The following is a 12,941-nucleotide window of genomic DNA, read 5'->3' as shown; positions in this document are numbered from 1 at the left end:
TCCATCTGAAATTGCCCCGGCTCTCGAACTGATGTGAGCATACCTGTTGCTTTCCCAATGAAGATATGACACACTCCTGTTGGTAACCCAAATGAACTCATCCCGGCAGAATCGGATATGAAACAGAAGAAAGACGTCCAGCAGGGAACGCTGGCATTGATGGTCCTTAAAACTCTTGATGTGCTGGGGCCACAGCATGGATATGGCATCGCCCGGCGCATTGAGCAGATCAGCGGCGACCTGCTCTTTGTGAATCAGGGGACTCTTTACCCTGTCCTGCTCAGGCTGGAACAGGAAGGAGCAGTCGCGTCTGAATGGGGCCCTTCAGAGAACAATCGTCGCGCGCGGTTTTACCAGCTGACACGTGCAGGCGGCAAGCTGCTGGAAGCTGAGAAACGAGGTTGGGAGCAAACGACGGAGATTATCGCGAAGTTCTTCGCAATGAAAGCGGAGGATTTCTCATGAGAATTATCAGGCGTCTTTTGGCGCGTCTGGTTAACTTTGCTACGGGGCGGCGCGATGACCAGCGTCTGCAGGAAGAGATGGAAGAGCACATCGCGCTGCAGACAGAGGAGAATCTGCGTACGGGCATGTCACCCGGCGAGGCGAGGCGTCAAGCGGTAATAAAGTTTGGCACAGCAGCATCCGTTAAGGACGATTATCACCAGGAGCAGGGGCTGCCATTGCTTGAAAACCTGCTACAGGATCTGCGGTACGCGCTTCGCCAGATGCGCAAATCGCCGGCATTCACGGTAATGACGGCGCTGATTCTGACTCTTGGCATCGGCGTAAATACAGCCATCTTCAGTATCGTTTATCACATTCTTCTGGAGCCTTTGCCATTCCCGCAATCGAATCAACTTTATGCGGTTTGGGCTCGCTCTGATGCTCAGGGCAACACGCATATCGCGGCGTCCGGCCCGGATTTCCTTGATTATCAGGACCAGAGCCGGTCCTTCTCCCGGATCACCGAATACCTTCCTTATTTCAGTGAGACGTGGACCGGCGATGGAGATCCGAAGCTGCTTCGGTGTACAGGCATTTCGGAAGGTTTCTTCAACATGCTCGGCGTTCGCCCATATATGGGCCGCTTTTATACCTCAAAGGAGTACACCGATCTCCGGAATCCTACTGTTGTGGTGTCCTACCGATTTTGGAAATCAAAGCTTGGAGGCGACCCTCATGTTCTGGGCCGAGTGATCCACACTAACGAAGCACCCGCTACGATTGTCGGAGTTGCACCGCCTCTCCCCGATCTTTTTCCTGATACAGATATTTTTGCTGAAGTAAACACACGCCCAAGCTGGGAATTTATGAAGTGGCGGAGCAACAAATTCCTGCGGGTGATGGGCCGGCTGAAACCAGGAATGACTGCGGCCATGGCGGAAGATGAGTTGACCAGAATTTTGCGCCGCGCTCCAGGAGAACCACCGGATGTTCGCGTGCAACTCGTTCCTTTGAAAGAAGACCTGGTTGGCCCTGTACGCACGCAGTTGCAAATGATTTTGCTGGCTGTCGGGCTTGTGTTGGTGGTGGCATGCATCAATGTCGCTGCTCTGCTGCTTGCCAGATCAGCGCGCCGCAGCAGTGAAATGGCCGTTCGGTTGAGTTTAGGAGCTGCGCGGAAACGGCTGCGGCAGCAGCTTTTGACAGAAGGATTCGCGCTGACGTTTGTGGCATGCTCGCCGGGTGTTGTTGCAGCGTGGCTAGTGCTCAAGCTTCTTCCTCGCCTGCCTGCGCTGGGACTGCCGAGGCTGGATGGAATCCATATAAACGGCTCTGCTCTGCTGTTGACTGCAGGTATTGCTGTCCTGACAACGCTTCTCTTCGGATGGGCGCCATCGCTCATATTTTCCGAACTTGATCTTGCGTCCTCCTTGAGGACAGGCCGGAGTAGTGCCGGCATGGGGCATCGCCGGTTCTTTTCCGGGCTGATTGTTGCAGAGATCGCTTGCTCTATGGTCCTGTCGATTTGTGCCGGACTGCTTCTGCATAGCTATTGGCGGCTTTTGCGTGTTGATCCTGGATTTGAGCCTGACCACACGCTGACGACATATTTGCGGACAATTGAGTACGGACCAGCAGGGCGGGGTTTCTGGAGAGACGTGCTTGACGGTGTAGGAGGCCTTCCTGGAGTACGCGCTGTGGCTGTTGCCGACTGCACGCCTGGTCAAGGCGCTGCCGTCACTACGCTCGTATTCAGCGACCGTGCCAATGATCCCAATCTCCCCGCTCCTGCCAAAGGCTGCTGGGCAAGCTCCGATTTTTTCCGTGTCGCAGGAACGCCTCTTCTTCATGGACGCTTTTTTGATTCCAGCGACAATGCTGATTCCGGGCCTGTGGTCATCATCAACGAACAGGCTGCGCGCCGCTATTGGCCCGGAGAAAACCCCCTTGGAAAACTGATCGGCGTCAACTATACGGGGGCGGGCAGAGTAGGCGCGTCCACTCCACGGCTGCGCAAGATCGTAGGAGTCGTGAAGGGAATGAGACAGGGCCCTCCGGAAGCACCGATTGAGCCTGCGGTATATATGCCTTATTTGCAGGATGAGACCTACCACGATCTCGCGTCCATGAGCCTGTTCGTGCGCAGCGCAGGCGATCCGCTTGCGCTCGACCACGCCATTCGCGCAAAGATTCATGCCGTCCGGCCCAGCCAACCGGTTGAGGACATACGAACCCTGGAGAATATTGTCTCGCTCTCCATGGCCCCGAGGCGATACAGCCTCTCGTTGCTTGCAGCATTCGCAGCATTGACGCTACTTGTTTCCGCAGTGGGCATCTATGCGATTGTGTCTTACACCACTCTCCAGAGGACACGGGAATTCAGCATCCGTATCGCTGTCGGGGCAACACGCAGCAACATCATGGCTACTGTGTTGCGCCAGGGCTTGGTTCTTACGCTCATCGGGATTTCTCTCGGTATAGGCGCAGCGTTGCTGGCTACCCGTACGCTTGCTCAACTGCTCTTCGGTGTCAGCCCTCTTGATGCACTGAGCTTTTGCTCTTCAGTGGTTTTGCTGGGGCTGATTTCATTCACAGCATGTATCGTGCCTGCGCTGCGGTCGGCCCACCTTGATCCGGTCGAGGTGTTGCGGTCCGAATGAGGCAGCCCAGTTAGACGAACCCCGATGAGAAATCCCTCAGTGCCCCGCCTGCGCCGCAGAGTTCGCATACAGATCTACGTTCACCTTGTCCACCACCGCTGTCCCCGTGTCGATAAATGCGGGGAACGGCGAGAAGGTATCGACGCTGTAGTCGCTGCGCAGCGTTTTCGGTCCGTCGTGGAAGACCTGGTCGAGCGCCTTCAGCCCGACATATCCCATTGTGTAAGGCTTCTGCGCAATGGTCGCATCAACCACGCCGCTCTTGATCAGGTTGAGCGTGTCAGGATCGATATCCATCGCAATCAGAGTGCGGTCCGCTGCGTGAGCATTCTGGAGCACTGTTCCCACTTCCTTGCCTGCAGCAGCTTCAAGGCAGACAAAGGCATCGATCTTTCCCGCGCCCGTTCGCGCCAGGAACTCCTGCGTCTTATCGAATGCAGCGGTAGGCTGTCCCTTGATATCGACCACCTCGACCGTCTTGATTCCCGGATGGTCGCTGAAAACATCCTGGTAGCCCTTGAAGCGCTCATCAAGATTCGGCTGCCCCGGCATGGTAAAGAACACCACGTTTCCTTTTCCGCCGGGAAGCTTGCTCACCAGCCGCTGGCCGCCCAGGTGTCCCGCTTCAAGATTGTTGGTGCCGATAAAAAACAGCCGGTGGCTGTGCGGAGCGTCCGAGTCCATCGTAATCACCGGAATGCCCGCATCGATCGCTGCATTGATCTCCGGCGTAAATATTGATGCATCCGCCACCGAGATGAGAATGCCGGCAGGCTTGGCCGCAATGGCATGCTGCAATTCAGTCAGCTCGGCCTGCTGATCGTAGGTATCCGGGCCCACCACTCTGGCCTTGGCGTGATACTCCGATGCGGCCTTGTTGAATCCCGCCGCCGCCGTCTGCCAGTAGGCAAGCTTCAGATTGTTTGCGATCAGGTAATACGTCTCGGAAGTGGAATGACGCTGGCACCCTGTGAGAAAAAGCAGTGCGATGGTCAACGACAGCAGGAACCTTCTATGAACCGTTTGCATAGGGACCTCGCAATGTGAGAATTGCGCGGTAGTCCCGCCCAAGCAGCGGTCCATTCCTGATTTTTTTCCGGGGCCCGGACAGGCCGCCGCGCCGTACGCGCAGGAATTCTACTCCTATACAGAAAAGTTTGGCCCGGCGTATGCCCCTCAGGTGAAAGGCGCAGACAAAACTATCGTGTATGGAGGCATGGTGTGCCCTGGTGCCGGGTGCCCCAGGTTCGCGCAGCTAACCTGGGGTTGTTCGAAAAAATGTCGGCCAGTAACCGCTCAGGCTTCGAGCGATTCCGTCTCTTCCTCGAGGCCGTGGCGGCGCAGCAGGTTGGGCAGGTTCTGCGAGAAAGCTGAGCGCGGCATCACCATATCGCAGCCGGCCTCAATAGCCTTCACCTTCAGATCGCCCTGCAGGTGCGAGAGAAATCCAATGACCGAGGTCCCGCGCTTGAGCTTCGACTTGATCTTCGGGATCAGCGTCAGCGGCTTGGCATTGGCGTTGTTCAAATCAAAGACAATCAGCGACGGCTTCTCTTCTTCCGGAACATTGACAAGCTTCGAGACGATGTCCTTGTCGGCTTTTACGAACCCAACCTTCACGCCCAGCTTGCGCGAGGTCTCATGAATCTTAGCCTGGAAGAACAGGTCTTCGATAAAGCAGAAGATGCGCGTGGGCGCGTCTTCGCGCGCTGGAGCGGGCGGTGGTTCCACGGGGGCAATTGCATCGATCGGCTGGAATCCATTCAGATGATGCCCATTGCCGTTCCGGTATTCGATGGTCGATGGCGGCCCGTCGGCAACATTGCCGTTCACGGCGCGATAGCTGTGATCCATGGGACCGACAAAAACCTGCTGCTTGCGCTGCTTGTTTCTGCGGCGCCCGCCACCCTGTCCGTTGCCGCTTCCGTTCTTCTGGAAAAATCGGTTTTTTCCGGATTGCTTCGGGTTTTGTCCCTGTTGCTGGTGGTTCTGCTGCCCGTTTGGCTGGGGATTCGGGCCTTTTCCGCCCTTGCGTCTGCGACGCCGGCGGCGATGACCCTGGGGCTGACCGCCCTGCGGCACAGGACCCTGCGGCGGCTGTGCCTGGGGCTCGTTCTGTTCTGTTGTCATGCTTGCACTTCCTGGTGCGTTGACATTTGGTTACAGCGTATTTCCGGCGGAAAGCTGCTGCCTGCTTTCTTTTATCGGGTGAGCCGGGAGATTCATTGATTCATAACTCCGCGCCTTTCAGCACAGTCGCCTGATTCAGAATGACGAGGGAGGAACCGGGTTCCAGCCTGCACTGTATCGCGGAGCTCGGGAGTACGATCTCTTTCAACTCGCTATCACTAGTATTGGGTGTTCACCCGGGGCTTCGCCCTCTGATGAAACGCGCCAGTTGAATTCTTGACTGTCGAGAAACGCGGCGAACATTCCGGGTTTTCGCTACCCGGCATCAGCCGCTCGATAGGCAAAGACAATACTACTCATTATAGACGAGGCTGGCAAGAGGCTGGATGCGGGAATTTCAAAAATCAGTCCAGAGACAGGAAAGGACCGCCTTCATAGCGGCCCTTCCTTGATGGCCAATCACTGGCCTCCCTCGAAAAACCCGCCTGCCAGTAGCATTCGGGTGAAGATCTCCGGCCCGGGTGAAGATCTTTAGCCTTACTCTCGAAAACCGGAGTCTGTGTTTTTGCCTTCCGCCTAGTCCGGAAAGCCATACGTCGCTGGCACAGACTTAATAAGCAATTCTTATGCCGTAGTATTCATTGTTTAGAATCAATCCCTTACAGCATGGGCCCATCAAATATCTTCAGATTCTGGAAGGCACAATTCAAAGGAGTTTCATAAAACCATACATTTTTCACTTCTGACAGCTGGGGCAATAATGGGTCCCCCGCCCGCCGAGGACTGTCCTCCGAATTGCTGTCCCGCAGACCAGGCAGGGCTCACCTCCGCGCATGTAAACCCGGTGTTCGAGCTGAAAAAACCCCTTCACTCCCTCGGCGTCCACATAATCGGATACCGACGAACCGCCCAGCCGGATCGCGTCCTTAAGAACCACCTGCAAAGCTTCGTGCAGTCTCAGGAGCTGCTCCCGCTTGAGTCGCCCGGCCATGCGCGTCGGCCGGATTCCGGCCCGGAAAAGGCTCTCATCGGCATAGATATTTCCCACCCCATGCAGCAGTTTCTGGTTCAGCAGTGCAGCTTTAATGGAAGTTTTTCTCCCCCGAAAGAGCGCCGCAAACTCTTCAGGAGAGATAGTCAGAGGTTCAACCCCGGTTCCTGAAAACGGCCTGCCGCTCTTCTCTGAGCCATGGTCTACATTGTGAATCGCCAGCCGCCCAAAGCGCCGCGGGTCAACAAAACGCAGCTCTCTCCCGGAATTGAGAGACAAAACGGCATGGGTATGCGATGGCATAGGAATCGATGCAGCAGACACAAGCAGACGTCCAGTCATGCCGAGATGCACAACCCATTGCGAGCTGAGTTTCTTCCTTCCGCCCGCCAGATCAAAGACAATGTGCTTGCCCACACGGTACACGCGCTCAATCCGCTTGCCCGTCAATTCGCGCGCCATCTCTCCGGGGTTGGTCTTGAAAGGCTCCGGCTTCGACCCCAGCCAGACCGCCTCGATCATGTCGCCGCGCACACGCAGGTCGACACCGTTGGCGACAGTTTCTACTTCAGGCAATTCAGGCATCGCTCTTATTTTTGCAGATGGCTATGAGAACGTTGAGGCATCAAGGCGCCTTGGCCAGCTGCTTTTCCGATTCTGCAACCAGCTTTCGGAATTCATCGACAGCGGGAACGCCTGGAGATTGAAGCGCGTCTTTTGCTGTGTATCGCCAGACCGGCGGAGTATCCAGCGGATTGACGTCCGGAGTATTTTTATTGCCGCGATACACGACGAACATATCCTGAGCCGGCCCGGCTTCCATCTGCGGGTGAGGATCGGAAGCTTGCGGGGCCGATGGGTCGTTGGCTCCTGGATTTCCATGCTGGACACCGATCCTGCCGCCTGAATCAGCGGGTTGGAGCACAACAGGCCGGTTGTTGACAGGAACACCGCCAATGGCAGGCTGCACGATTTTGCCGCTGCCTCTACGAACCGTAATAATCAGATCTGCGGTCGAGTCGCTCATCACTGGAGAAAGCCTGCCCCATTTCATCAGGGTTTTTTCCACGTCCTCGCGGGCGGTGGCATTGGCGTTCGGATTCTCGATGTCCATCCCGGCATCGGGATCAGCCACAACCAGCACCGTTTGCGCCTGAAGAATATCTGCCGGCAGCAGAGCTTTTTTCTTGTCCTTTGCAGCACAGATCAGACAGAAAAAGAGCAGTATCGAGGCTGTAAAACTCCTGCGGCAAAGCACGGCTGCCCTCCCTCAAGCTGCGAATCAGTCTAGTCCACAGAGCGCGTAATGTGAAAGATTTACGGAACGGACTTACTTTTTGGTCTCCCGGTCTGCTCGCGTTATCATAGGTATTTGGGTTGAGCATTCGCCCACGATCTGACACAGACCCTCAAGCCAGAGATTCTCGCTTCAGTTTTTTTTCGAGTTCCAGCCGCCTGAGGGAAAGTGTGCGAAACGCATTTTCAGAATTGGTCTGCCAGAAGCCACCGTCCTCAAGTTGCCGCGACCACCAGGGAGCGGCAGCCCTGAACAATGCCAGACGAGGCCGCAGTAATTCTGAAAATGCCGGAAGGCGTAGATAAAGTGATGCGAGCAAAAACAGCAGTGGTTCTGGGCGCCCAGTGGGGCGATGAAGGCAAAGGCAAAATCGTCGACGTGCTCTCCGAGCGCTTCTCCGTCGTGGCCCGCTACGCCGGCGGACACAATGCCGGACACACCGTCATCATCGGCGGGCAGAAGTTCATCCTCCAGCTCATTCCCTGCGGCATCCTGCGCCCGGGCTGCAAGGCCGTCATCGGCAACGGAGTCGTCCTTGACCCCATGGCCTTTCTGAAAGAGGTAGCCAAGCTGCGCGACCTCGGCGTCGATGTAGACAACCATTTATATGTATCGAACCGCGCCCAGGTCATTCTCGAATACCACCGCATGATCGAGCTTGCCGCCGAGAGCGCCCCCGGCCGCCAGAAAATCGGCACCACCAGCCGTGGCATCGGCCCTGCGTATGAAGACAAGATGGCGCGCAACGGCCTGCGCGTCGTCGACCTGCTCAACACCAACCTTCTCAAGACACACATCGAGAACGCCTGTCACGAGAAGAACACCATCGCCAACGCGCTCTTTGGTGCAAAGCCCCTCGATCCGGCAAAGATGTATGTCGAGTATGCCCGCGCCGCTGAGCAGGTTGCCCCTTTTGTCACGGACACGGCCTCGCTGCTTAACAAAGCCATTAACGAAGGCGGCAGCGTAATGTTTGAAGGCGCGCAGGGCACCATGCTCGACATCGACCACGGAACCTACCCCTTCGTTACCTCCTCTTCCGCCACTGCCGGCGGAGCCGTCACAGGAACCGGCGTCGGCCCCACGAAGATAGGAACCGTGATCGGCGTCACCAAGGCCTACGTCACGCGCGTCGGCGAAGGTCCCTTCCCGACCGAAATCTTCAACGGAGCAGGCGATATCCTGCGTGCCCGCGGTCAGGAATTCGGCGCCGTCACCGGCCGCCCGCGCCGCTGCGGATGGCTCGATCTGCCGCTGCTTCGCTACTCCAACCAGATCAATGCCACCGAATGGCTCGTCGTCACCAAGCTCGACGTCCTCGACACACTCGAGGAAATCCCCGTCTGCACCGGCTACAAGATCGATGGCAAGCTCATCGACACCATGCCTGCCGACGTGCGCGGCCTCGAAGCCATCGAGCCGGTCTACACCAATCTCAAAGGCTGGCAGACCTCGACCGAAGGCATCACCGAATTCGAGAAACTACCCAAGCTCGCGCAGGAATATCTCCGCTTCCTCGAAAAGGAATCGAATGCGAAGGTCGGCATGATCTCCACCGGCCCCGACCGCGACCAGACCATGCTGCTGCCCGAGTTCGCCGCCGCCCTCGACGAACTGCACGCATAAATAAAGGGGCTTGTCATTCTGAGCGCAGCGAAGAATCTGTTTTTTGCTGGCTCCTCCACGATGACGGAGGGCCACGCGAATGACCGCTTCCCTTCGCGCCCCTTTTGTCGTACTTTCAACCTTGAGAAATGAAACCCATGGTCAGCTTTACTGTCCGCCTGCGCTTTGCTGATGAAGACCGCCAGAACGTCTCCGAGATTCTGGAAAAGCTGGCCGTTGCCTCCCGCCAGGAACCCGGATGCGTCTCCTACATTCCGCACTGGGTCGAGGCCGAACCCACCACCGCCGTCATCTACGAGCAGTACAGGGACGCCGAGGCGCTCGAAGCTCACCGCGCCTCGCCCCACTTCAAGCAGTACGCCGTGGGTGGCCTCTACCAGCTGATGCGCGAGCGGGAAGTCGAAAACTTAACTGCAGTCATTTAGTGTTTCGAGCAGGATACAAACCGAAGGGCCGCCCATCTTCGGCATCGCATCCAACCATGCTTGGGAATATCCTGAGATTATGCCGGACAACCATCCAGTTCTCCGAATCGAGCCTTTAACGCCAAAAAGCGACCATCCGGCATTTCTTTTTGACTCGCTGCTTCCCGGCAGACTAACATCCGATACGCACATGCCCCGATACTCCCGCGTCCGTACCCCGCTTTCAGCAATGAAGGGCGCAGGATTTTTGTTGCTCCTGTTCGGCTTTTTCGGGCCGATTACAGTCACCCCGGCATTCGCGGCTCTGCCCCACCGCCCCGGGCACGAACTGCATAAGGAAATCGAAGTGCTCGAGATGCAGTGGCGCCAGGCACAGCTGAGCAATGACGTGACCGCCATGGACCGCCTGCTCGCCGAGGACTACATCGGCATCAGCGCCAACGGCACCATCGAAACCAAGGCCGAAGCCCTCGCCCTGCGCCGCGCCGGAACGCTCCACATCACCACCCTCGACCTGGACGACCTGAAAGTGCGCATTTATGGCGATACAGCGGTCGTTACCTCCCGCGCGGATCTAGCCGGCACCAACGGCGCAAGCGATATCAGTGGGAGATACCGCTACACTCGCGTCTACAGCAGACGCCTGGGCCAGTGGAAGATCGTAAGCTTTGAAGCCAGCCGCATGCACGACGTAGGCGAACGCGAAAAACATTAAGGGCTGAATATATGGGTGCCCCAGGTTCACGAAGTTAACCTAGGAGGTTCGCAGGATTACTGACTGAACCAATCAGGATGCGGTGGCGACGCGGAAACCTGGGTGCCCCATCCTTTCCGGAGGAAAGGGTGGGAGGTTCGCAGGACATCCGTCGAGCCACAGTGCAAGAATCAACCCCCATCCATAACAGCATCCGCAATCCGAGCCGCTTCCACCGCCGGACGCACATCATGCACCCGCACCACATCCGCTCCCGCAAGAATTGCCGCCGTCGTCGCAGCCACCGTAGCATGAAGCCGCTCCTCAACAGCAGCACCCCCCAGGAACGACTTCCGCGATACCCCGGCAAGCAGCGGCTGGCCCAGCTCGCGTAGCTCCGCCTGATGCGCCAGCAGCGGATAATTTTCCACCAGGCGCTTGCCGAAACCATATCCGGGATCAAGCACAACCCGCTCCCGCGAAATCCCCGCAGCTACCGCCGCCTGCAGGCGCTCGTCAAGTTCGCGCTTTACCAGCGGCAACACCTCTTCAGGCCCAAGCGCAGGCAGCGACTTCCACTCATCCGGACGGCCCCGCGTATGCATCAGAACCACGCCACACTCTAGCCGCGCGCACGTCGCAGCCATCTCTTGATCCCAGAGAAATCCGCTCACATCATTGACTATCTCTGCGCCGGCATCGACCGAAGCGGCAGCCGTCGATGCTTTATAGGTATCAATCGAGATCAGCGCTTCAGGCCGCGCTTTGCGGACTGCTTCGATCACCGGAAGAACGCGCGCTTGCTCCTCGTCAGCAGAAACCAGCTCCTTCTGCCCAGGCCGCGTCGATTCGCCGCCAACATCCAGAATGTCCGCGCCCTCATCCAGCATGCGCAGTGCCTGCTCCACAGCAGCCTGCGCATCCAAAAAACGTCCACCATCGGAAAACGAATCCGGAGTGACATTGAGCACGCCCATCACCAGCGTCCTCTTCCCCAGAGCAACCGAGCGTGTGCGCAACCTCCAGAGAAATTCATTGCGCCGGGCAAAGGCCATACGAGCTAATGCTACACTTCAAGACAAAAATGCTGACCTTGCCCCGTCGCACACTGATTGCCTGCCTGATCGCTCTCGTCTGTGTCTCACCCGCGTTCGGAAAATCAAAGCACAAGCCTAAGCCTGCGCCTCTGGCAGCGGCCATCCAGACCATCCTCAGCGACCCCATGGTGGCACGCGCGCACTGGGGCATCTCCGTCGTCACACTGGACGGCAAGCCCATCTACGCGCTCAACGATGGGCAATACTTTCAGCCGGCCTCGAACGCCAAGCTCTTCACCACCGCTGCAGCGCTCGCTCTGCTCGGACCCGACTTCAAGCTGAAGACCTATGTCGTAGCCGAAGGTCCCATCACCGACGGCCACTTGCAAGGCTCGCTGCGCCTCATCGGCGGCGGCGATCCCTCGCTCTCCGGACGCACCTATCCCTACACTCCGCACGCCGAGCGCGCCGCGCAGCCCTTGCAGGCGCTCGACGACCTCGCAGCCCAGGTGGCCGCCAACGGCATCAAGTCGCTCGATGGAACCGTCGTCGCCGACGACACCCTCTTCGCCTGGGAACGCTATGGCTCCGGCTGGGGGCAGGACGATCTTCAGTGGGACTACGGCGCACCCGTCTCCGCGCTCACCATCAATGACAATGTGCGCTTCCTCACCCTCGCGCCCGGCGCGCGCGCAGGCGACAGCGCAGTTGCTACCTGGAACCCCAGCCTGCCCGACGACACAACAGCGCTCAAGAACGAAGTCATCACCTCGCCCACAGGCTCGCAATCGCATCTTGGTTTAGACCGCCAGATCGACCAAAGCTACCTGCGCGCCTACGGCGTCATTCCTCAAGGTGGCAAGCCGGAAAGCTTCGGCATCGCCGTGCAGGATGCGGCAAAATTCGCCGGCGACAGCTTCGCGCAGGCGCTCACAGCACACGGCATTCAGGTAAGCGGCCCGGTACAAGCAAGCCACCGCCTCTCCGGGGACACGCAGGAATTCAACATCGAAACCCGCCAGCCGCTCGCTCTGAAACCTGCGCTCGACACGCAGCTACCCTTCACGCCGTCCGCCGGAGCGCGCATCGTAGCCGAGCGCACTTCACCGCCGCTCAGCCAGATCGTCACCGTCACCAACAAAGTCAGCCAGAACCTGCACGCCGAGATTCTGCTGCGCCTGCTCGGCAAGGCCCAGGGCGACGACGGCTCCGTCGAGCAGGGCGCGCGCGTCGTGCGCCAGTTCCTCACCACCGCCGGCATCTCGCCCGACGACTTCTACTTCCTCGACGGGTCCGGCCTCTCGCCGCAGGACGTGATCACGCCGCGCGCAGCCACGACTCTGCTGCGATACGCAGCGCAGCAGCCCTGGGGAGCGGTCTACCGCGCATCACTTCCCATCGGCGGAGTCGACGGCACCCTCCAGAACCGCTTCAAGGAGCCGCCGCTCAAAGGCAATGTCTTCGCCAAGACGGGAACGCTCGCCGAAGTCCACGCCCTGAGCGGCTACCTCGTCGCATCGAGCGGCCGCACGCTGGTCTTCTCCATCCAGTGCAACGACCACTCTCCCATCACCGACAATACCCGCGAAGCCATGGACAAGGTAGTGGCAGCCATCGCCGCCGCAAATTAGATT

General features: G+C 58.2%; 11 protein-coding genes. 6 read left to right on the top strand and 5 right to left on the bottom strand.

From position 1 onward, the window contains the following. Window positions 1–117: 117 nt before the first annotated feature. Together AC5S16_RS17430 and AC5S16_RS17425 are read left to right on the top strand one after the other, a co-directional pair. Window positions 118–465 carry a PadR family transcriptional regulator gene (locus tag AC5S16_RS17430; RefSeq protein WP_493931379.1) on the top strand — a complete coding sequence of 116 codons (348 nt, stop codon included), beginning with the start codon at window positions 118–120 and terminating at the stop codon, window positions 463–465. Beyond that, complete coding sequence (locus tag AC5S16_RS17425; RefSeq protein WP_493931378.1) at window positions 462–3,107, top strand: ABC transporter permease; 2,646 nt, start codon at window positions 462–464, stop codon at window positions 3,105–3,107. The genes AC5S16_RS17430 and AC5S16_RS17425 overlap by 4 nt, the downstream gene beginning before the upstream one ends. 36 nt (window positions 3,108–3,143) lie before the next feature. Here the strand turns inward: AC5S16_RS17425 and AC5S16_RS17420 are convergent, their stop codons facing one another. From AC5S16_RS17420 to AC5S16_RS17405, 4 genes are all read right to left on the bottom strand, one after another. Next, window positions 3,144–4,136, bottom strand: a complete 993-nt coding sequence (locus tag AC5S16_RS17420; protein WP_493931377.1) for a substrate-binding domain-containing protein — start codon at window positions 4,134–4,136, stop codon at window positions 3,144–3,146. Window positions 4,137–4,403: 267 nt separating this feature from the next. Continuing rightward, window positions 4,404–5,237 carry a response regulator gene (locus AC5S16_RS17415; RefSeq protein WP_493931376.1) on the bottom strand — a complete coding sequence of 278 codons (834 nt, stop codon included), beginning with the start codon at window positions 5,235–5,237 and terminating at the stop codon, window positions 4,404–4,406. Between the two features lie 736 nt (window positions 5,238–5,973). After that, window positions 5,974–6,813 carry a DNA-formamidopyrimidine glycosylase gene (locus AC5S16_RS17410; RefSeq protein ID WP_493931375.1) on the bottom strand — a complete coding sequence of 280 codons (840 nt, stop codon included), beginning with the start codon at window positions 6,811–6,813 and terminating at the stop codon, window positions 5,974–5,976. Between the two features lie 40 nt (window positions 6,814–6,853). After that, complete coding sequence (locus AC5S16_RS17405) at window positions 6,854–7,486, bottom strand: hypothetical protein (RefSeq protein ID WP_493931374.1); 633 nt, start codon at window positions 7,484–7,486, stop codon at window positions 6,854–6,856. 348 nt (window positions 7,487–7,834) lie between these two features. Here AC5S16_RS17405 and AC5S16_RS17400 point away from each other — a divergent pair, with 348 nt between their 5' ends. From AC5S16_RS17400 to AC5S16_RS17390, 3 genes are all read left to right on the top strand, one after another. Beyond that, window positions 7,835–9,151, top strand: coding sequence for an adenylosuccinate synthase (locus tag AC5S16_RS17400; protein WP_493931482.1), 1,317 nt, complete (start codon window positions 7,835–7,837; stop codon window positions 9,149–9,151). Between the two features lie 128 nt (window positions 9,152–9,279). Then, a complete protein-coding gene (locus tag AC5S16_RS17395) occupies window positions 9,280–9,576 on the top strand; it encodes a putative quinol monooxygenase (protein WP_493931373.1) in 297 nt (98 codons plus the stop codon). 79 nt (window positions 9,577–9,655) lie between these two features. Further along, window positions 9,656–10,291, top strand: a complete 636-nt coding sequence (locus AC5S16_RS17390) for a nuclear transport factor 2 family protein (RefSeq protein ID WP_493931372.1) — start codon at window positions 9,656–9,658, stop codon at window positions 10,289–10,291. A gap of 170 nt (window positions 10,292–10,461) precedes the next feature. Here the strand turns inward: AC5S16_RS17390 and folP are convergent, their stop codons facing one another. Continuing rightward, the gene (folP, locus tag AC5S16_RS17385) at window positions 10,462–11,325 is read right to left on the bottom strand and encodes a dihydropteroate synthase (RefSeq protein WP_493931371.1); all 864 of its coding nucleotides are present in this window, start codon (window positions 11,323–11,325) and stop codon (window positions 10,462–10,464) included. 29 nt (window positions 11,326–11,354) lie between these two features. On the opposite strand from folP, the gene dacB reads away from it, so the two are divergent. Then, window positions 11,355–12,938 carry a D-alanyl-D-alanine carboxypeptidase/D-alanyl-D-alanine endopeptidase gene (dacB, locus tag AC5S16_RS17380; protein WP_493931370.1) on the top strand — a complete coding sequence of 528 codons (1,584 nt, stop codon included), beginning with the start codon at window positions 11,355–11,357 and terminating at the stop codon, window positions 12,936–12,938. Window positions 12,939–12,941: the final 3 nt, after the last annotated feature.

The sequence above is a fragment of the Acidobacterium sp. FHG110202_01 genome (assembly GCF_059115305.1).
This window is presented reverse-complemented; position numbering and strand designations above follow the sequence as displayed.